At 70.2% G+C, this 19,972-nt stretch carries 19 protein-coding genes; 5 read left to right on the top strand and 14 right to left on the bottom strand.

Annotated features, from left to right (window positions below):
* Positions 1–158 precede the first annotated feature (158 nt).
* From R2B38_RS46885 to R2B38_RS46865, 5 genes are all read right to left on the bottom strand, one after another.
* On the bottom strand, positions 159–521 hold the full coding sequence (locus R2B38_RS46885) for a nuclear transport factor 2 family protein (RefSeq protein WP_318022312.1): 363 nt from the start codon (positions 519–521) through the stop codon (positions 159–161).
* Positions 522–624: 103 nt separating this feature from the next.
* Positions 625–1,560, bottom strand: coding sequence for a 2,3-dihydroxyphenylpropionate 1,2-dioxygenase (locus tag R2B38_RS46880; RefSeq protein WP_318022311.1), 936 nt, complete (start codon positions 1,558–1,560; stop codon positions 625–627).
* On the bottom strand, positions 1,557–2,435 hold the full coding sequence (locus R2B38_RS46875) for an alpha/beta fold hydrolase (RefSeq protein ID WP_318022310.1): 879 nt from the start codon (positions 2,433–2,435) through the stop codon (positions 1,557–1,559). The genes R2B38_RS46880 and R2B38_RS46875 overlap by 4 nt, the downstream gene beginning before the upstream one ends.
* Positions 2,432–2,935 carry a cupin domain-containing protein gene (locus tag R2B38_RS46870; RefSeq protein WP_033281069.1) on the bottom strand — a complete coding sequence of 168 codons (504 nt, stop codon included), beginning with the start codon at positions 2,933–2,935 and terminating at the stop codon, positions 2,432–2,434. The genes R2B38_RS46875 and R2B38_RS46870 overlap by 4 nt, the downstream gene beginning before the upstream one ends.
* Positions 2,935–3,717, bottom strand: a complete 783-nt coding sequence (locus R2B38_RS46865; protein WP_318022309.1) for an SDR family oxidoreductase — start codon at positions 3,715–3,717, stop codon at positions 2,935–2,937. Before R2B38_RS46865 ends, R2B38_RS46870 begins: the two co-directional genes overlap by 1 nt.
* 196 nt (positions 3,718–3,913) lie before the next feature.
* On the opposite strand from R2B38_RS46865, the gene R2B38_RS46860 reads away from it, so the two are divergent.
* The 3 genes from R2B38_RS46860 to R2B38_RS46850 all read left to right on the top strand — a co-directional run bounded on the left by R2B38_RS46860 (position 3,914) and on the right by R2B38_RS46850 (position 6,879).
* Positions 3,914–4,699, top strand: a complete 786-nt coding sequence (locus R2B38_RS46860; protein ID WP_318022308.1) for an IclR family transcriptional regulator — start codon at positions 3,914–3,916, stop codon at positions 4,697–4,699.
* Between the two features lie 117 nt (positions 4,700–4,816).
* Positions 4,817–5,281, top strand: coding sequence for a cupin domain-containing protein (locus R2B38_RS46855; RefSeq protein WP_318022307.1), 465 nt, complete (start codon positions 4,817–4,819; stop codon positions 5,279–5,281).
* A gap of 2 nt (positions 5,282–5,283) precedes the next feature.
* Entirely contained in the window at positions 5,284–6,879 is a 1,596-nt protein-coding gene (locus R2B38_RS46850; protein ID WP_318022306.1) for an NAD(P)/FAD-dependent oxidoreductase, read from the top strand.
* 6 nt (positions 6,880–6,885) lie between these two features.
* Here R2B38_RS46850 and R2B38_RS46845 read toward each other — a convergent pair whose 3' ends face one another.
* From R2B38_RS46845 to R2B38_RS46820, 6 genes are all read right to left on the bottom strand, one after another.
* Positions 6,886–10,101, bottom strand: a complete 3,216-nt coding sequence (locus R2B38_RS46845) for a TIM-barrel domain-containing protein (RefSeq protein WP_318023075.1) — start codon at positions 10,099–10,101, stop codon at positions 6,886–6,888.
* Positions 10,102–10,462: 361 nt separating this feature from the next.
* Entirely contained in the window at positions 10,463–11,950 is a 1,488-nt protein-coding gene (locus tag R2B38_RS46840) for an MFS transporter (protein ID WP_318022305.1), read from the bottom strand.
* Between the two features lie 379 nt (positions 11,951–12,329).
* The gene (locus R2B38_RS46835) at positions 12,330–12,644 is read right to left on the bottom strand and encodes a hypothetical protein (protein WP_318022304.1); all 315 of its coding nucleotides are present in this window, start codon (positions 12,642–12,644) and stop codon (positions 12,330–12,332) included.
* 140 nt (positions 12,645–12,784) lie between these two features.
* Positions 12,785–13,597: an alpha/beta hydrolase gene (locus R2B38_RS46830; protein ID WP_318022303.1), complete on the bottom strand. Its 813-nt coding sequence runs from the start codon at positions 13,595–13,597 to the stop codon at positions 12,785–12,787.
* A gap of 65 nt (positions 13,598–13,662) precedes the next feature.
* Positions 13,663–14,121 (bottom strand): cupin domain-containing protein, encoded by a 459-nt coding sequence (locus tag R2B38_RS46825; RefSeq protein ID WP_318022302.1) that lies wholly within the window; start codon positions 14,119–14,121, stop codon positions 13,663–13,665.
* A 140-nt stretch (positions 14,122–14,261) separates the two neighbouring features.
* The gene (locus tag R2B38_RS46820) at positions 14,262–14,597 is read right to left on the bottom strand and encodes an SDR family NAD(P)-dependent oxidoreductase (RefSeq protein WP_318022301.1); all 336 of its coding nucleotides are present in this window, start codon (positions 14,595–14,597) and stop codon (positions 14,262–14,264) included.
* A 6-nt stretch (positions 14,598–14,603) separates the two neighbouring features.
* On the opposite strand from R2B38_RS46820, the gene R2B38_RS46815 reads away from it, so the two are divergent.
* Positions 14,604–15,122, top strand: coding sequence for a helix-turn-helix domain-containing protein (locus tag R2B38_RS46815; protein WP_318022300.1), 519 nt, complete (start codon positions 14,604–14,606; stop codon positions 15,120–15,122).
* A 108-nt stretch (positions 15,123–15,230) separates the two neighbouring features.
* Here the strand turns inward: R2B38_RS46815 and R2B38_RS46810 are convergent, their stop codons facing one another.
* Positions 15,231–16,136 (bottom strand): S41 family peptidase, encoded by a 906-nt coding sequence (locus R2B38_RS46810; protein ID WP_318022299.1) that lies wholly within the window; start codon positions 16,134–16,136, stop codon positions 15,231–15,233.
* A 57-nt stretch (positions 16,137–16,193) separates the two neighbouring features.
* On the opposite strand from R2B38_RS46810, the gene R2B38_RS46805 reads away from it, so the two are divergent.
* Positions 16,194–16,736 carry a winged helix-turn-helix domain-containing protein gene (locus R2B38_RS46805; RefSeq protein ID WP_318022298.1) on the top strand — a complete coding sequence of 181 codons (543 nt, stop codon included), beginning with the start codon at positions 16,194–16,196 and terminating at the stop codon, positions 16,734–16,736.
* A gap of 293 nt (positions 16,737–17,029) precedes the next feature.
* On the opposite strand, the gene R2B38_RS46800 is transcribed toward R2B38_RS46805, so the two are convergent.
* Both R2B38_RS46800 and R2B38_RS46795 read right to left on the bottom strand, forming a co-directional pair.
* Positions 17,030–17,767 carry a class I SAM-dependent methyltransferase gene (locus tag R2B38_RS46800; RefSeq protein ID WP_318022297.1) on the bottom strand — a complete coding sequence of 246 codons (738 nt, stop codon included), beginning with the start codon at positions 17,765–17,767 and terminating at the stop codon, positions 17,030–17,032.
* Between the two features lie 239 nt (positions 17,768–18,006).
* Positions 18,007–19,803 (bottom strand): RecQ family ATP-dependent DNA helicase, encoded by a 1,797-nt coding sequence (locus R2B38_RS46795; RefSeq protein ID WP_318022296.1) that lies wholly within the window; start codon positions 19,801–19,803, stop codon positions 18,007–18,009.
* Positions 19,804–19,972 lie beyond the last annotated feature (169 nt).

Genomic DNA, 19,972 nt, shown 5'->3' with positions numbered 1-19,972 from the left:
AGTGCCGCCGAGGGTGTATCGATTCGGCGGGCTCTCCACTGACTCCGGCCAAGGGCCGTTGCGCCAGGCGGAACGGCTCGGCGGTCGCTGAGAGGTACGGATGCGGGCACGGATTTTCGGAGCGTGATCCCTCCGTCTTCCGCTGACCGGCGGGAAGTTCACGCACCGTCCCGCTCGACCGGATCCAGATAGAAGTTCGCCTGCGCGACCCGGTCGCCCTCGGTGTGCGCGACGACCACACCCCTCACCAGAAAAGGCGTGTCGTCGACAGCGGTGCCCGTCATCTCCCACTCGCTCCAGACGACGTCACCGTCCCGCACGGCCCGCAGCACGCGCGCCTCGATGTCCGGGACGCGGGCGAAGAGGCCGGTCCAGTTCTTGCGGACGACCTCCTGTCCCACGAAACTCCGCGCCGGGTGGGTCGGCATGTCGCAGCGGTAGTCCTCGGTGAAGCAGGCGACCAGTGCCTCGAGATCGTGGGTCGAGATCGCCTTGCGGAGGTTGTCGGGGAACGCGGACACACGGTTTCCTTTCGTCGCTCCACTTCCGTCGTGTTGATCTTAGGCCAGGCGTCCAGGTCGAGCGGGCTCAACTCGGGCCAGCCGACGCCAAGTTGGTCCCCGCTCACTCCACCTCGAAGGTCGCCCCGATCCCCATCCCGGTGATCCACTCCGGAACCGGCTCGTACGCGCTCCACACCAGCGGCGCCCGTACCGCGGCATGCCCGATCAGCCACGTACGGATCTCGTGCCCGCCGCTGCCCGCCTGCTCCTCAAGGCCCGTGTCGCCGAGGGCCGCGATCGGCTCGGACTCTCCCGTCCCCAGCTGCTTGAGGAACCAGCGGTCCCACGCGCTGTTCACGTGCGCGTGGGGATCGCCACCCATCGCCCGTACCCGGGGCTCACGCGCTGCCGCGAAGGCCTGGGCGTCCTCGCGGCCGTGGATCACCGAGTGGCGGCGGTCCTCGGCCATCGCCGGATCGCGCGGGTCGTTGGTCGGCAGCCAGTGGGAGAGCCCGCCGCTCGCGATGAGCAGGACCCGGCCGGCGGCGCCGTCGCCGCGCAGGGTGTCGCCGAGCGCCCGGCCGAAGCCGATGCAGCGCTCCATGGTGGGCAGCGGGGGAGCGGCGGTGTTGACGACGAGCGGCACCATCGGGATGTCGGCGCCCCCGCACACCATCTCGTAGCTCTGCACGAGCCCGTGGTCGACGGTCAGCGAGTACGACAGCGACAGGTCGAAGCCCGCGCGGGTGAGCCCGTCGTAGGCGGACCAGGCCAGTTCGGCGGCGACCGGCAGAGGGCCGGGTCGGCTGCCGAAGTCGCCGAATCCGACGGCGTGTTCGACGCCGATGAGGAACGGCGGCATCGCGTCGTAGAAGTTCGCGTGGAAGTGGTCGGGGCCGATGACCACGACCGCGTCGGGCGCGAGCCGCGCGACCGTCCGGGAGAGCCGGGCCGCCTCGGCGAGGAACCGGCCGCCGGGCTGCTCGGGGCCGTCGGGCGGCAGCAGGGTGGCGAAGGGGGAGTGGGACAGGGCGACCAGGCCGAGGATCTCGCTCATGCCGGGTCCTTGCCGAGGAGGAGGAAGTCGCGGTGGGCGCGCAAGAATTCGGCGGGTTTCTCCCACTGCGGCCAGTGGCCCGCGTCCTCGATGACGTGCAGGCGGGCGTCGGGGAGCCAGCTCTGGAGCATCGCCGCCTCGTCCAGTCCGCCGGTCGGGTCGTGGTCGGTCCACAACAGCAGGGTGGGTGCGGTGACTTGGCCGACCCAGGCCGGGTCCCAGGCGAACTCCTTGCGTATCTCCGGGTCTTGGAGCACCAGGGTGTTCTCGATCGCGCGCAGGAAGCCGGGGCGGCCGTAGACCGCGCGGCGCAGGTTGACCAGTTCGTCGGTGACCATCGACGTGTCGTGGAAGAGGAACTCGACGCGGCGGCGCACGGTTTCGTCGCTCGGGTCGCGGACGGCGGCCAGGGTGCTCTCGCGCATCTTGACCATGACCTCGGGCTTGTTGGCGATGTTCCCGGGGGTGTTGAGCACGAGCCGTTCGACGCGGTCGGGGTGGTGGGCCGCGGTCCACGCGGTCACCCAGCCGCCGAGCGACTCGCCGGAGAGGTGCGCCCTGTCGATCCCCAACTCGTCCATCAGGCCGAGGAGATGATCCGAGAGCACGTCGATCGTGTACGGACGGTCCGGCAGGTCGGACCAGCCGTGGCCGACCATGTCGTAGGCGGTGACGCGGAAGTCGGCGGCGAGCCCGGCGATGTCCCGGGCGTAGGCCTCCAGATGTCCGCCGGTGCCGTGCAGCAGGATCAGGTCGGGGCCGGACCCCGCGCGCAGGACCCTGGTGCGGACGCCGGCGACGTCGACGAAGCGCAACTCGTGCTCCACGTCGGACAGTTCGCCCCAGATGCCGATGTGGGCGGGCAGCGGGCTCATGCCTGCTCCTCCTTGAATCGTGCGCGGGCCTCCGCGACCGTGACCAGGCCCGCGCTCTGCCGGCGTCCGACGCCCAGCAGGTTCAGCAGGCGGGAGTTCTCGATGGTGAGGAACTCGACCGGCTCGGTGTCGGAGTCGTTGTAGTGGCGGTGCCAGGTCCAGGGCGGGGTGTAGATGAAGTCGCCGGTGGCCCAGGGTTCGGTGTCGTCCTCGATCTCGCTGTGGCCGTTCCCGCTGATGACGAAGTGCACCGTCTCGTGATGGTGGCGCTGCATGTCCGAGCTGAGACCCGCCGGGATGGTCTGCCGGAAGAGTTCGAAGCTGGCCGTCGGCAGCAGTCCGGCGATCGCCAGCACGGTCGGGTTGTGCACCTGGTCGGCAGGCAGGGGCGCGAGTTCGTCGGCGTGCACGACTACCGGGCGCGCCGCACCGGGCTGCACGGTGTCGTGGATCGAGCCGAGGAAATCACCCATGGTGAAGCCGGATCCTGAGTCCGCCATCAGATCGTCTCCGTCCTTCCGCCGTCGACCGTGAGCACGGTCCCGTTGATGTACGCCGCCTCGTCGGAGGCCAGGAACGCCACGGCCGCCGCGATCTCCGCCGGCAGCGCGGCCCGCCCGGCCGGAATGTGCGCGAGATCCTGCGCGTCGAGTTCGTCGAAACCGCGGTGGGCGGCGCGTGCGCGGTTGGTGAGGATCTGCGTCCGCCGCTCGGTCGAAGTGGCGCCGGGGGCAACGCAGTTGACGGTCACGCCCTGGGCCGCGAACTCGCGGGAGAGCAACTTGGCCGCGGCCGTGACCGCCGAGCGCAGCACCACCGACGCGGCCAGGTCGGGCTGGGGCTGCCGTACCGCCGTGGACGTCACGAACACCACCCGCCCGAAGCCCCGCTTCGCCATGCCCGGCATCGCGAGGCGCGCGAGCCGCAGCGGGCCGAGCAGCAACAGCTCGGACGCCTCCCGCCACCGCGCGTCGTCGAGGTCGAGGATCCCGCCGGGCGGCGGACCACCGGCGTTCAGCACGAGCACGTCGAGGCCGCCGTACCGGTCGTCGATCTCCGCCATCGCGGCTACGGCCGAGTGCGGATCGGCCATGTCGCTGATCAGGGCGTGCACCTCGCGCGCCGGGCCGTCGCCCACGATGGTGCCGAGCCGCGCGGCCGCGGCTTCGAGGGCGTCGGCGCGCCGACCGGTGATCACCACCCGGTCGCCCGAACCCGCCAGGCGCTCGGCGACCGCGTGGCCGATACCGCTCGCACCGCCTCCGACCAATGCTGTCCGCATGATGGTGGCATCCTCCTGAGTCCTCGCCCTGTCCGCCGGTCGGGACAGTCGGCCGTGCCTGAGTTCTCGCCTCGTCCGCCGGTCGGGACAAATGTGCCCGAGCCCTGGCCGTGTCCGCCGGTCGGGAGACAGTCCCGGCCGAGCCCTTGCCCTGCCCGCTTGTCCGCCGGGCGGGGACAGCCTTAGCGTGACCGGTATGACCCCCGGGGAACAAGAGAAGAGTCCCACTGCGCGGGACGGCAAGACCGAGGCCTCGGGCCTGGAGCGAGCGGCGGCGATCCTCGGCGCCTTCGACGCGGCGCACCGCGAGCTGACCCTCTCCGCGCTCGTGGCCCGCTGCGGACTGCCCCGGTCGACCACCCACCGCACCGCGGACCGGATGATCCGGCTCGGCTGGCTGGACAAACCCCACGGCCACTACCGCATCGGCAACCGGCTCTTCGAGATCGCCAGCCTGGCGCCGATCCGCCTCGAACTGCGCGAGGCCGTGCTGCCCTACCTGCAGGACCTGCACAGCGCGACCAGGACCACCGTGCAGCTCGGCGTCCTGGAGGGCGCGCAGATCCTCGTCGTCGAGAAGATCACCGGCCACCGCCCCATGCCGATGCTCTCCCAGGTCGGCGGGATCATCCCGGCGTACTGCTCGGCGCTGGGCCGGGCCATCCTCGCCTACAGCGAGACCGAGACCATCGACGCCGTACTCGACGCCGGAACACCGCCGCGCAACCCGCGCACCCTGACCACCAAAGAAGCCGTGATCCGCGAGCTGACCGCCGTGCCGGCCAGGGGCTGGGCGGTGGAGCGCGAGGAGGGCAACATCGGCGTGAGCTGCGTCGCCGCCCCGATCTTCGGCCCGTCCGGCCATGTCGCCGCGGCGCTGTCCGTCACCGGGCCCACCGCCCTGGTCCGCGCCGACCGGGCCGGGCCCGCGGTACGGCTCGCCGCCGCGGCCGCCTCCCGGGCCTACAGCACCCGCCGGTGAAATAGTCCCAGCGCGTGGGACTGGATCATTGCGCATCGACCGCTCCGAACCCACGCTGGGCGCAGCAGACCAGCGCCGTGGCCGGTCGGCCACGGTGGCGACCGGAAGGAGACGACGGTGACTCTAGGCGGTGGCTACATGCTGCCCTCCCGCGACGGACACAAGATCGCGGCGATCGGGCTGGGCATCACCCTCAAGGCGGACGGTGCCGCGACACACGACGCGTACTCGCTGTTCGAGTACACGGTCCCGCCGGAGACGGACGGACCGCCGCCGCACCTGCACACCCGTGAGGACGAGTCCTTCATCTGCCTGTCCGGAAGGCTCGACGTGCACCTCGGCGGCAGGGACTTCGTCCTCGAACACGGCGACTACCTGTATCTGCCGCGCGATGTGGTCCACGCCTTCCGCAACCCCTACCAGGAGGAGTCGCGCGTCATCTCCGTCGTCTCGCCAGCCGGCCTGGAGGAGTACTACCAGACGCTCGCGGACATGCCGCCCGGCCCGAAGGACATCGGTCTCATGAAGAAGATCATGGGCGACTTCGGCATCGAGCTCCAACTGCCGCCCGAGGTCGCCTGATCATGAGGATCGCCATCATCGGTGCCGGAGTCGCGGGCCTGGTCACCGCGAAAGTGCTCACCCAGGCCGGACACCGGACGGACGTGTTCGACAAGACCCCCGACGTCGGCGGCGTATGGAGCCGCACCCGCCGCTACCCGGGAGTCACCACCCAGAGCCCGAAGGCGCAGTACTCCTTCTCCGACTTCCCCATGCCCGCGGGCTTCCCGGAGTGGCCCGACGGCGCCCAGATCCAGTCCTACCTCGCCGACTACACCGCGCACTTCGGCCTCGAAGCCGTCCTGCGCCTGAGCACCGAGGTACTTTCGGCCCGCCCGACCGCCGACGGCACGTGGAGCGTCGAGTACCGTGACTCCGCGGGCACCCACACCACGGAGACCTACGACCGACTCGTCGTCGCCAATGGAGTGTTCTGCGAGCCGGCGGTGCCGAAGTTCGACGGCCTGGCGGAATTCACCGCGGCAGGCGGCCAGGTGTGCGCGGGCACCGAGTTCCACGACGCCGAACAGGCGCGTGACCGCAACGTCCTCGTCGTCGGCTACGGCAAGTCGGCCTGTGACGTGGCCGTACCGATCAGCGCCGTAGCAGCGAGCACCGACGTCATCGCGCGCCAACTGCTGTGGAAGGTCCCGCGCAAGGTCGGCGGCCGGCTCAACTTCAAGATGCTGCTGCTCACCCGCCTCGGCGAGGGCCTGTTCCGCTACATCCGCCCGCGCGGCTTCGAACGCTTCCTGCACGGCCCCGGCAACGGCCTGCGCCGCCGGATGATCAACTCCATCGGTACGGTGTCGATACGCCAACTCGGCCTCAAGCGGCTCGACTTGGTGCCCCAGGGGACGATGGAGGACATCGTGCGCGGCGCCATCGGCCTCGCGACCGAGGGCTTCTTCGAGGCCGTCACCGCGGGCGCCATCACCGTCCGCCGCGACCGCACCATCGAGCGACTCCTCGTCGTGGACGGCAAGCCCTCCGCCCGCCTCTCCGACGGCACCGTGCTGCCCGCGGACCTGGTGGTCTGCGCGACCGGCTTCACCCAGGGCGTCCCGTTCCTGCCCGAGAAGGTGCAGGAGCAACTCCTCGACGAGCGCGGCAACTTCATGCTCTACCGCCAGATCCTGCCCCTCGGGATCCCCGGCCTGTACTTCAACGGCTACAACTCCTCCTTCTTCAGCCCGCTCAACGCCGAGATCGCCGCGCTGTGGATCGCGGCCGGCCTGGCCGGTGCGCTGACGACCCCCGACACCGAGACCATGCGGGACGCGGTCGTGGAGCAACTGGCCTTCATGGACATCGCCACCGACACCCACCACTGCCGCGGCACCAAGATCATCCCGTTCTCCATGCACAACGCCGACGAAGTGCTCAGCGACCTGGACCTCGACATCAACCCCCTGATCCGCGCCGCCCATTGGCTAGGCCCGGTCGACCCGGCCGCGTACCGACGCCTGACCCCGGCACTGCTCAAACGCCTCGCGTCGGTCGAACCCGGAGACCGGGACCTGCCCCGCCCGCTTCCCGTCCCGGGCTCCCCGGCCCCGGGTTCAGGGCCGGGGAGCCCGGGACGGGAGAGCCTGACGAAGTCTCCGTCGCAGGGCTGAGACCGGTCAGCCGTACGTCACGGTGACCGGCGTGCGCGCGCTCCGCGCCGGGAGCGGGACGGTCAGGGTATGAGTCTTGCTGTCGAAGTGGTAGGCGTGTGCGGGGAGTTGGGCCCCGCCCACCCGGACGGTGCCCGGGGCGATGACGCCGAGGAGGGAGACGGTCCACTGCCGGTTCTTGATCTGGCCGTGGAAGGTCCCGGTCGGCGGATCGATCGTCACCGTGTGGCGGGTGCCCTTCTCGCGGTACCGGATCTTCGTCACGGCGCTGTGGCCGCGCCCGGTGCGGGCGGTCCCGTCGTCCTCGTAGAGGGTGGAGGTGCCGGAGGCGCCCGCGGCCACCTTGAGCGTGACCTTGGTCAGCGGGGCCTTGTCGTTGCTGGTGACATCGCTCGTGCGGGTCGGGATGACGGCGCCCGCCCGGACGAACACCGGCATGGTGTCGAGGCCGTTGGTGATGTTCTGGGTGGTGCCGCCGGCGTAGGTCTGCCCGGTGAAGTAGTCGGTCCACCGGCTGCCCGGCGGGAACCACACCGAGGTCGTCGCCGTGGTGCCGGGCGTGGTGACGGGGGCGACGAGCAGGTCGGGGCCGTAGAAGTACTCGCTGTTCGAAGTGGCGTACGCCTGCGGCTCGTCGGGGTACTGGAGGTACATCGGGCGGGTGACCGGGACGCCGGTCGTGTTGGCCTGCTGCGCGAGGGAGTAGGTGTAAGGCACCAGGTTCTCGCGGAGGTTGAGGAACTTGTCCGCCGAGGCGCGGGCCGCCGTGCCGTACTGCCAGGGCAGGCGGTCGCTGTGGTTGCTGTGCAGGCGGTCGATGGGCTGGAAGGTGCCGAGCTGGACCCAGCGGGCGTACATGTCGTCGGGGAGTTTGTGCGTGGTGTGGGTCGTGCCGTCGGCGGTGTAGGTCTCCGAACCGGTGAGGTTCGTCGTGTCGTTGTGGCCGCCGATGTCATGGCTGATCGCCGACATGCCGGTGGCGGCGGCCTCACCGGGCGTGTAGCCGACCTCGGCCTTCAGAGTGCCCCAGGTGGAGGAGGTGTCACCGGTGAAGTGGACGGTGGTGCGCTTGTCGGCCCACGGCCCGGTGGGCAGCCCCTGCTGGCCGCTGTAACCGCCCGCCTGGAGCGAGCCGTAGGCGCGGGAGACGGCGAAACCCCGGCCGATGGTCTTGTCGGCGTCCGTCGCGTACTGCTGGTTGATCCACGCGTCGGGGGTGACGCCGGGCAGCGAGGACTGGGTGGCGTCGCAGCACCAGTCCAGCCACCAGAAGTCGTTGCCCTGCTGGTCCATCGTCTGATGCAGGTCCATGTACGCCTTGAGCTGGTCCGGGTCGCCCCAGTCGAAGGTGTAGCAGTCACCGGCACCGCTGCTCGCGGCGGGCGCACAACCCCCCTTGTGCAGCTTGCCCTTGGCGGTCGCCTGGGCCTGCGCGAACTGCGGGTCGCTGCTCAGGATGCTCGGGTGGATGTTGAGGGTGTTGTGCAGTCCCTGGGACGCGGCCCAGTCGAAGAACCCCTTCGGATCGGGGAACTTGGACTGGTCGATCTCCCAACCGCTCCACGTGTTCGGTGACTTGAAGTCCGTGTCGGTGACGAGGACGTCGAGGGGCACGCCCTCGGCGCGGAAGGCGGGCAGGATCCTGTTCTCGTAGTCGGCGGCTGTGCGGTCGATGTACTCCGAGTACCAGACGCCGTACGCCCATTGGGGAAGCAGTTCGGGCGGGCCGGTGAGAGTGGCGAGGTCGGTCAGGGCCCGCTGGTAGTCGTGTCCGTAGCCGAAGACATAGCCGTCCTGGTACGGCGCGCCGCCGTGGGAGGGGCGCTGGGTGACCTGGTGGGTGCCCGTGTCGTACAGGGCGGAGGCGGTGTCGTCGAGGAGGTACCAGCCGTCCTTGTACAGCAGGCCGGGTGTGGTGGCCGGCGCCCCGTTGTTGCCGTCGACGCCGTCGAGGCTGCGCCGGTAGCCGCCGAGTGCCAAGTGGGGCTGCGGGGCAGGGGAGTTGGCCGCCGTGACGGACACCGTGTCGAGGTTGACGTGACAGCTCGCGGCGTCCGGGCAGCCGACGGTGATGTCGTTCGCCCCGGCCTTGAGGGTGACGGGGACGGAGGCGGTGCTCCAGGTGTCCCAGTTGCCGGTGACCGGCAGCGACAGGGTCCGCGTGGTGCCGTTGGACGACACCGTCGCCGTACGGGTCTGGTAAAGCCCGTCGCTGCCGGTGGCGTTGGCGTAGCGCACCTGCAACGCGTAGGTGCCGTCGGCCGGAACGCCGACCACGTGGGTCAACGCGCTCGACCCTTGGTTGAGTTCGGCGAGGAAGCCGCGGCCGGAGTACCCGGTGTGGTCGGTGGCGGTGATCGCCGTACCCGCGACGCGACCGGCCTCGGCCTCGCAGGTGACGCCGTATCCGCAGCTCGTGATGGCGGTGGTGGAGGTGGAAGGGAAGCCGCTGCCCTGGTTCACCAGGGCGACGCTGTCGAGGTTGACGTCGCCGGAGTCGGCGGCGGTCCTCGTCAGCGTCAACGTGTGCTGCCCTGCGCCGAGTTGGACCGCGCTGCTCGCGAGACCCCAGGTGTCCCAGTTGCCGGTGCTCGGCAGGCTCACCGTGCGGCTCGCGCCGCCGTCCACCGACAGCGTGAGGGTGCGGGTGGTGTTCTGGCCGTCCCCGCCGACGTAGTTGGCGTAGCGCGCGTCGAACGTGTACGTCCCCGCCGCGCCGACGGTGACGTCGGCCGACACGGAGTCGCCCGTCCCCTCGAAACCGGCGAGGAACCCGGACCCGGTGTAGCCGGTGTGGTCCGTGGCGACACCGGCCCCGCTGTGCGGCAGTTGCTCGGCCTCGCACAGGGCACCCAGGCCGCAGGTGAGCCGGTGCCACGGGGTGGCGTCGACCGCAGACCCGCCGGCCGACAGATGCACGGCGAGGTTCTGTGCGTCGAACGGCCCTGAATCCACCTGGTACTTGAGGGTGAGCGCGCTCGTGGTGATGGTCAGCCAGCCGTTGGACGTACTCGATGTGTACGGGGGAGGCGTGAACGCGGTGCGGCCGATCGCGTTGAACGTCGCGCTGTCGGTGAACTTCCTGTCCTGCGCGTATTCCGTGCGGATCAGGGTCGGGGAGAGGACCTGGAAGCGTGCGTTGCCCGAAGTCACCGACGCGGCACGGTGGTTGGCCGCGACGTTCGCCGAGGCCGGTCCCGTGCCTGTGCCGGTCACGAGCATGGCGGCGAGGGTGCTGATGAGGGCGAGGACCGTGACACGTCTTCGCGGCAGGCGTGTGGTGCGTGACGCCGATCGTCTTCTCACGGACGGCTCCGTCCTGGAGTGGGGCCACGTGGGCCTGTGGTGGAGGTGTGCCGGTTCCCGTTCGCGCCTGGTGGAATCTGCTCCTGGGCGACATCGTTGTCAACCCTTGCGGCTGAGGGTTTCTGTGCGCGTTGGTTCGTCCGGGTGGGGTTGTGCGGGGGTAGAGGACGGTGTGGGGTGCCGTGTGCTGAACGCCGGTCCGTAGCAGGGGCGTTGGGCCTTGGCCGACTGATGACGGGGGCCTGTCTGGCATCCGTAGCGCGGCTTTGGTGTGGCATCAGGTCTGGGCGGCGCCGTGTACTGCGGGCGCGGTGGGCGGCGCTGTCACCGGGTCGGCCGGGAAACGAGCGGCGACCCGGGTCGCGGTGGCGGTGGCGCGGGCCGTGGTGGTCGCCAGGCCTATCACCGTGATCACGAGGCCGCCGGTCGCGAGGATCCACCAGCCCGGGTGGCTGGCGGTCGCGAGTCCGGGGCCGCCTGGGGCGCGGGTGCGGGCGGTGACGATCGAACCGAGGACCGCGACGCCGAGGTTGTTGCCGATCTGGCGGCCGGTGGTGGTGATCGCTGCGGAGACCCCGGCCTGGGCGCGTGGCATACCGGCTACGGCGGTGCTGGTGATCGGGGCGTTGACCAGGCCGAATCCGATGCCGAGGAGGATGTAGGCGGTGAGCAGGGTCGCCCATGGCGTGGTCGGGGTGAGGGTGGTCAGCGTCAGTGCGGCGACGGCGATCAGCAGGCCCGCGGCGACCAGAGGCGGTCGGGGGCCGCGCGCGGCGGTGAGGCGTCCGGACAGCGGTGAGGCGAGCGCGGTACCGGCGGCCATCGGCATGGTCAGCAGGCCGGCCTGCAATGCGCTGCAGTCGCGTACGTCCTGCAGATAGAGCGTGTTGAGGAACAGGAAACCGGACAGCACGACGAACGCCGTGACGGCGGCCACGAAGGAGCCGGTGAACGGGACCGAGCGGAAGAACACCGGTTCCACCAGCGGCTGTTGGCGACGCCGTTCGTAGGCGGGCAGGGCCACGGCAGCTGCTGCGGCCAGGGTGAACAGGGCGATGATGGGGGTGCTGCCGTAACCCTGGTGGGAGCCTTCGATGATCGCGAAGATCAGGGAGGTGAGGATGGTGACGACGAGTATCTGGCCGACCGGGTCGGGGCGTCGGGGCGCGGCGGCCCTGGATTCGGGGATGAGGATCGCGGCGAGCGCCAGGGCGGCCACCCCGATCGGGATGTTGATCCAGAAGATCGAGCGCCAGCCGGCCGAGGCGACGAGCAGGCCGCCCACCACCGGTCCCGCGGCCAGGGACAGACCGACCGTGGTGCCCCACAGGCCGATCGCGCGGGCGCGTTCGCGGGGGTCGGGGAAGGCGTGCGTGATGATCGACAGGGCGACCGGGTTGAGCATGCTGGCGCCCAGGCCCTGGGCGACACGGAAGGCGATCAACCAGCCGAGGCTCGGAGCCAGGGAGCAGGCCAGCGAGCCGGCGGTGAAGAGTGTCAGTCCGGCTTGGAACACCCTGCGCCGTCCGATCCGGTCGGCGGTGGATCCGGCGAGCATCATGAAGGCGGCGACGGCGAGGGTGTAGCCGTCCACGGTCCACTGCAGGCCGCTTACCGGGGCGTGCAGGTCGTGGCCTATGGCGGGCAGGGCGACGTTCACGGCGGTGGTGTCGAGGGCGGTGATCAGGAGGCTGAAGCAGCACACCGCGAGGATGAGCCCCGCCCGCTGACGGGTGCCGTTGGGGAGGGGCGTGTGCGACGGCATGGTCGTTCTCCTCGGTCAGGGGGGTGCGTTTCGCAGCCCTCGCACGCGGTGTGTCCGGCGGTGCGAGTCGCCAACGGCGCGGTGTGGTGCGGAGGTTGCGCTGCGGCTTCGTGCTGGTCGCCGGGTTGCGGAGTGGGCCGGAGGGCGGCGCCGCGAAACGGGGTGACTGGCGCTCGCTCGTACTTCGGCGGGGCGACGCCCTAGCGGTGGGCGGGTTGCCTGAGCCGGATCCTGTGTGTCTTCGCCGGTTCCTGAGGTGGCGGTGCGATGTCAGGTGGCGGGTGGATCAACTGCTGCTAGGTGATGGGGAGTTCGTCGAGCTGGATGAGCATGGGGCGCGGGTCCGGGTCGTCGGTGTCTACCTGGAGGTTGCCGTGATTCAGGCTCGCGGTGAGGCAGTTGTCGGTGTCGATGCCGGGCGTCGTTCGGAGCTCGATCCCGCCACTTCGGGCTTGAGGAGGGCGGTCGGTTCGGCGGCCTCGTCGGCGTTCATGACGACCTGCCTGTTTCCGGCCGGCCGGATGTGCAGGCCGTCGGTGGGGAGCAGGGCGAGTGATGTGTGCCCCAACCGCCTTGGAATCACGGCGAGCTCGGGGATGAACATCGTGTCCCCGGCGAAGGGCGGGACCGTGCGGTCGCGGTAGGCGGCGAAGGCATCCAGGTCGCAGTGGTCGTAGTGCTCGTGGCTGATCAATACGCCGTCGAGCCGGGGCAGGTCAGGAATGTGCGGCCACCGATCTCTATGAGGTGGCAGCTGTGCGTGATGCGGGTGACCGCGGTCTTGGGCATGGGAGGGATTCCCTGGGGCGGTGTGGAGAGATGGGCGGTGGGGGTTCAGCGGGCGAAGGCGGAGAAATCGGTGTCGGTGCTGTCCCAGATCGCGTGGATGACCTGGTCGGGGGTCTCCAGCTGCGGGGAGTGGCCGGTTTCGGGGAGCAGTTGGAACCGGGCCAGGGGGATCGCGGCGGCGTAGGCGCGTCCGTAGTCGGTGTCGACGATTCCGTCGCTCTCGCCCCAGAGCACGAGCGTGGGGATCTCCAGGGACCCGAGACGTCCGACGAGGGTGGGGTCGGCCATGGCGGAGCCCGCGTAGACGGCGATCGCGGTCCGGTTGCCCGCGGCGATCGCCTGCGCCGCCGGGGGCAGCGTCGTCGGGTCGATGCGGAACGGCTCGGGATTGTGGAAGGTGAGCCCGAAGACCTGGTCCATGGTCAGGGAGAAGAAGTCGGCCACCGGGTGGCCGGGCACCTCGATCCCGACCGCGTCGATCAGGACGATGCCGCTGACGCGCGGCGACTTCAGCAGCGCGATCTCGGCGGTGATCCAGCCGCCGATCGAGTTGCCGACGACGGTGACGTCGGTGAGCGCCAGCTGGTCCAGGAGCGCGCCGTAGAGCGTGGCCAGGCCGGAGACGGTGGTCAGTGCCTCGGGGCGCTCGGTGCCGCCGAAGCCAGGGTGGGTCGGGACCAGCACGTGCACGCCGTGAGCGGCGGCGAACTTCTCCGCGAACCCCGTCACCGACTGCGGGCCGGCCCCGCCGTGCAGCAGCATGAACGGCTGCCCGTCCTCGTCCCCGTATCCGGCGACGGACACCTCGACCGGGCCGGCTCCGTCGAGGCTGACGGTGTATCGAGTGGTGGTTGTCATGGGCTGCTTCTCCTTGATTGGTTCGGGTACCGGGCGGGTCAACTGGGCAGTTTGGCTACGGGTGTTCAGGCGAAGTCGGTGGATGGCTCGGTGGCGTAGTGGCTCATCGCCTCGATCGTCGCCTCGGGCGTCAGGGGTCGGCCTGCGGCGATCATGTCGCGCAGTTCCCGGAAGTAGTCGACGTACAGGTCCGGGGTGAACGTGTTGAGCAGGACCGTTGTGTCGTCGGTCGGGTTGGCGAAGGTGTGCGGGGCGCCGGGCGGGATCATGACCAGCGTTCCGGCGGGGGCGTCGTACACGGTCTCGCCGACGGTGAAGCGGGCCGCGCCGGACACGACGTAGAAGCCCTCGTCGTGCCGGGCGTGCCGGTGCTGCGGCGGACCGTCGGTGTGCGGCGCGAGCGTGATCTCCCCGATGCCGAGGCGGTGATCGGTCGTGGTGCCGTCCTCCAGGATCCGCATCCGGGTCGGGCCGAGCTGGATGGACTCACCGGCGTCCGGACCGACGACTGAGACGTCTGTCATCTGAGCCTCCGTGTAAGAGAGTGCGCTGTGTTCGTTGGGGTTGACTCTCATCAATGTAGACGAGTTCACCCCTTCGTGCAAGTAGACTCTCATGATGAGAGTTGGCATTCGGGTGTGGTGCGTCGGGGTGTGTCGCGGTGTCAGGCGATGTGCGGATTGCCGTTCGACGCGCCGCGGCCGCCGTCGACGCGCACGCCTTCCGCGCCGTGGTCGAGCGCCGTCGCGTTGGTCGGGTTGGTCGCCGCGCCCTTGGCGGCGTCGTAGGCGGCTAGACCCCAGTCACCGCGAAGCCCGGACGCCGGACCGACGTTGACGATGCTGCGGCCCACCGCGCGGAGGTGGGGGAGTGCGGCCCTGGAGGTGTAGAAGACGCCGTCGACATCGGTGGACATGACGCGTCGCCGGCCCGCCGCGTCGAGGTCGGAGACGGTGCCCAACGGCTCGACGGTCACGGCGTTGTTGACCGAGGTGTCCAACCGGCCGTGAGCGTCAGCGGATCGGTGGACCCCGCCGAGGTGCGCCTGCTGGTGGCCCACTCGAACATGCTTTACGAGACGGCCGCCGATCCCGGTCCGACCGGAGTGCAGGCCGCGCACAGCGCGCTCATCGAGCCGGCCAAGGCGGTGGCCAGGCGCCGGGTCGACGACGCGGAACCCCAACTGGCCCTGGCGCTGGCCCAGTCGGCGAAGGACTTCGCGGACCACCACCTGAGCGACCCCGAACTCTCCGGCGCGATGCTGGCCCGTGAACTCAATGTCTCCGTGCGCGGCCTGCAACGGGCATTCGCCGCGGCGGGGGAATCGGTGACCGCCTACATCCGCCAACGACGCCTGGAAGAAGCCCGACTCGCCCTCACCCCGCCCTCCGGCCGGCTGAGCGTCTCGGAACTCGCCGCCCACGGGCAGTTCGCGGACAGCAGCCACTTCATCCGAGCCTTCAAGGAGCGCTACGGCCGGACACCGACCGACTACGCCCGCTCGATCACCGCGGCGCGGAACTGACCCGCACAGGACCGCCTGCCGTCAGCGCTTCTTCGCCACCGCCACCGAGACTGGCCACCGACGTGGACGGGGGCGCTGTGCGCATTGCTGGCGATGAACTCGACCGGGTCAGCCTGCCAGGCGGGCCAGGGCCAGTGCGTGTGCCCGGCTGGGGGAGTCGGCGGCAGCGCACGGGACGTCCGGCTGTACGCCGGTCCCCTCCCAGTTCGTGCGGGAGGCGGGATTGACGGCGCGGCCGACGGGGACGGTGGCTTCCAGGTGGGGGTGGACGGTCCAGCCCTCGCACGGGTGGGCGCCGCCGCGGGTGCGCTCACCGACGACTACGGCGCGGCCGAGCTGCTGGAGGTCGTACGCCAGCTCCTCGGCGGCGGAGAAGGTGCTGTCGCTGGACAGCACGTACAACGGCTTGGTGCCGCCGAAGCGCGTTCCGGGGACGTGCGGCAGGCTCCAGGACTGCTCGATGCGCTCGCCGGCACGCCAGTACATGGTGTTGAGGTGGGTGCGCTCGTCGAGTAGGTAGCTGCAGACGAAGGCGACCGTGTCCGGGTCGCCGCCCCGGTTGGCGCGGAGGTCCACGATCAGCGCCTGGGCGCGGGAGGCCAGGGTGAGCGCGGCACTCAGCGGTTCGGCGGCCCACTCCAGCGGAAACAGCATCGGTGCAAGTTCCACCATGGCGACCCCTCCGTCGAGCAGCTCCACGCGGGGCGCACCACCCAGCGAGGCGTCGAAGTCCCGGCGGATGGCGGCCAGGTTGGCCGCCCCCTGCTTGGAAGGAACGGGGTCGGCGTGGTGCTTGAGTCTCAGGTGTCGGTCGCCGTTGACGGACTGCAGGTCCGCGGTGACCAGACGGGCGAGAGCCTCGGCGTCATCGACGTCGTAGGCGCCCTCGGTGAGGCGGCGCCGCAGCAGGCCGGCGAGCTGCTCGGCGGTCTCGGGGAAGACGTAGTGCTCGGTCAGGAGCCGGGCCGTCTCGTCGATGACAGGGGTGGGCTGAATCTTCGTCAGAGTCGTCATGGCAGGGAGTAGAGCACCGCCCTTGCGAAAGCGTCAACGAGATTAGACACTTTCGGTATGCGTGATCAGCCTTCCTACCCGCCGCCTCCTGAGGATGTTCTGGAGATCGGTGCGCCCGGCCAATTCGCTGCGCTCGCCCACCCGTTGCGTCAGCGGCTGCTCTTCGCCCTGGGCCACCGTCCCGCCACCATCAGCCAGCTCGCGGTGCGGCTCGACGCGAAGAAGGGCAACGTGGCCCATCACGTCAAAGTGCTCCGCGAAGCAGGGCTGATCCATGTCGCCGAGACCCGCCGGGTCCGCGGCGGCACCGAGCAGTACTACCAGCGCACGGCCCGCCACGTGGTCGTCGCCGAACCCCAGGCGGCAGGCACCGCCGCGATGCTCGCCGCCATCGCCCAGGAGCTGGATCTCTCTCCTGCCGAGCCCCAGCTGACACTGCGCCACCTGCGTCTCAGCCCCGCGAAGGCAAAGGCACTCGGCGAGGCTCTCGCCGGTCTGGTCGACGAGGCCGAGGAGAACGCGGAGGACGACCCCGTGCACGGTGTGTTGGTGGCGCTCTATCAGCAGGCTCTGCCAACCAGTACCACCAGTTCCGTTTAGCTTGTGCTTTGTGGTCTGGCCTGGTTGCGTGGTAGATGAACCATACGAAGGGCTCACCACGTCCCACAGGACAACGTAGGGAAGTGTGACGCCACCGCGAACGGCTCCCGCTGGGCATCGTGGTGCAGCAGACTCATTCCCCACGGCCTTCGTACTGGTCAAGTGCCTCTTTGGTCGGAGCACGGGATGAGCCGAAGGCCGTGTTCACGGCCCCGGAATCCTCGTACGAGCGATGACGTTCGGGGCATCGTTCGAGGTCAGAGCCCAAGGAACAGGCCAGTCGGCGCAAACGGTCATACCTTCAAGGCGATGAGCCGGTACAGCGGATCCGGGCGGGCCCTGTCCTGGTCAGGAAGCTCGGCGAGCCGTCGGCATACGTCAGTCACCTGGCCCGCGTCCGCATGCGAGCACCAGGGGATATGCCCCGCTTCGATCACCTCCCGCCACCTGCGCGGGCTGCGGCCCTGCCCCGTTCCGGGGAACACGGTCTGCCCGGCAAGACCCAGTCCCCGCGCAGCGGCCCAACCGAGCACCCTGGCAGAACCGTCGGGCACTCGGGGTGCGTACTGACGCCGCAACTCCGCCGTGACCTGGGCGATGTCACTGTCCTCGACGAAGTAGGCGTCGTCCTTGTCGACGGTGGTGATCAGCGTCCCGTTGGGGCGCAGCACCCTGGCGGCCTCGGCAAGCACGGACGCAGGGTCCGGCAGCAGATGCAGCAACCACACGATCACGACGGCGTCCACCCCGCCCGACGCGAAAGGCAGCCGCGTGGCATCGCCGCACACGACACCTCCCGGCACCCGCTGCCCGGCAAGACTCAGCATCCCGGGCGAGCGATCAACACCCACCACCACCCGCTCCGAACCCAGCAGTCTTCCGGTCACGATGCCCGTGCCGCACGCGATGTCCAGGATCGAGCAAGGCCCTTGCGGCAGCAGCAGTTCCACCGCGTCCGCCGCAGCCAGGGCTCTCGGTTCACCACCTCGGGACGCGTCGTAGTTCCGGGCCTCGTCGTCGTAGTCGATCACCCACCCATCCTGTCCGAGCGTCCGCCAGGTGGAGCACCTTCTTCAGACATCCTCGAAGCATCGTCCGAGGCCAGACCATAAAGAACAAGTTTGGGGTGCGTGCCGAAAGTGGATTTTGGAACGGTTCGGATTCCGCGCCGGGGGATGCTGACCCGCAAGATCCGATTCCCGGCGCCCCTCAGGACCGTCAGCCCTCACGGGGAACGCCGTACCGGCTGGAGAGACTCGCGGTTCGAGCGTCAGCTCGGTGTGTCCGGCAGCGCGACGAGCAACTGCTTGTCCGTCACCACCGCCAGCGACAGGGTGCGATAGCCGACCGACTCGAACAGGATGGTGATCTTGCCGTCGCCCTCGCTCATGACCTCGCCCTCGCCCCACTGGTCATGGCTCACGCGGACGCCCGGCAGGTAGGTGTGGTTGTCCGCCGTCGGCTGTACGACGGTCTCCGTCATGCCGGCGGCACCCGCGGCGACGTCCGCGCGTGCACCGGTCCGGGTCCACCGGCGTCGGCGTGCGGCGGCCTTCTGAGGCCGTCCGGCGTCCCCGGCCCGCTCGCGCCTCGGACCGCTCGCGGGCTTGGCCGCCGGGTCCGCGCAGTTGTCGCACGCCCCGCACGGGACGGGGGCGGAGTCGCCGAAGTAGCCGAGGAGGAACTGCCGCCGGCAGTCGGTCGTCTCGGAGTAGCCGCGCATCATGTCGATCCGGGACTGTTCGAGCTTGCGGTGCGTGGCGTGGACGGCGAGGGCCCGCTGCACGACGGCGTCGACCTCGTCATCCGCGGCGGCACCGTCGGCGCCGGTGAAGCGGCTGCCGTCCCGTCCGGTGCGTACGGCCCCGGCCTCCTCCAGCAGGTTCAGTACGGCGGACAGGGCGGTCGCGCCGAGTTCGCAGTCGGCGCGGAGTCGGGTCACGCTCACGGCGCCCTCGTCGTCGCGCAGGCGCTCGGTGACGCGGCGCAGCGCGTCGGCGTCGGGAGCGCCGGCGGCGAAGAAGCGTTGCATGCCCAGGTCCTGAGTGCGGTAGGCGAGGATCGCCCTGGCCGGTGCGCCGTCGCGGCCGGCCCGGCCGATCTCCTGGTAGTAGGCGTCGAGCGAGCCGGGGACGGACGCGTGCAGCACGAACCGTACGTTCGCCTTGTCGATGCCCATCCCGAACGCCGAGGTGGCTACGACCACGTCGAGTTCACCGGAGCTGAACCGGTCCTGGGTCCGACGGCGTTCGGCGGCGGAGAGGCCGGCGTGGTAGCTCGCGGCGGCCAGTCCGAGGTCGCTCAACTGCTCGGCGTAGCTGTCCGCCGCCTTGCGCGTCCCCGCGTACAGGATTCCCGGCTTCTCCTCGACGGCCGCCCGCTCCACGACGAACCGCTCCTTGGCGGCCGCGTCCTGGAAGGCCGACACCTCCAGGCGGATGTTGGGACGGTCGAAGCCGGCCACTATCTCCACCGGGTCGGTCATGCCGAGACGGTCGGCGATGTCCCGTCGCACCGGGGCCGCCGCGTTGGCGGTCAGGGCGAGCACCGGCGGGTTGCCGAGCCGCTCGCGAGCGTGGCGCAGCCGCAGGTAGTCCGGCCGGAAGTCGTGCCCCCAGGACGACACGCAGTGCGCCTCGTCCACCACCAGCAGCCGGGGACGGACGGCGGCGAGCCGGTCCGTGACGTCCGGCTTGGCGAGCTGCTCAGGGGCGAGGAAGATCACGTCGACCGAGGAGGCGCTGATGTGGGCCCATGACGTGTCGTTGTCGCTCTTCCGCTGCGCGGAGTTGATGGCGGCGGTGCGCAGCGCGCCGGATCCGAGCAGGCTCTGCATCTGGTCCCGCTGAAGCGCGATCAGCGGCGAGACGACCACGACCGGACCGCCGAGCAGGACCGCGGGCACCTGGTACACGGCGGACTTGCCCGCGCCGGTCGGCATGACGGCGAGTACGTCACGACCCTTCATCACGGCCTTCATCGCGCTCAGTTGGGCCGGGCGCAAGTGCTGCCAGCCGAAGACCCGACGGGCGGTGCCGCGCAGACGACGGGACGTGAGTGTGAACATTGTTCTCCTTGAGAGATGGGCGTCCAACCGCCGTGTGTCTGGCGGCTACCCCGGTTCGCCGGGATATCGCGTCGCGCGATTCGATCGCCCGGATCGAGATCCCTCGGCACGCTCGCAGCGCCCAGGGCCCGACCGTTGACGCGACGGGGCCCTGTCTCTCAACTCCCTT

This window comes from Streptomyces sp. N50 (assembly GCF_033335955.1).
Classification (GTDB): Bacteria; Actinomycetota; Actinomycetes; order Streptomycetales; family Streptomycetaceae; genus Streptomyces.
This window is presented reverse-complemented; position numbering and strand designations above follow the sequence as displayed.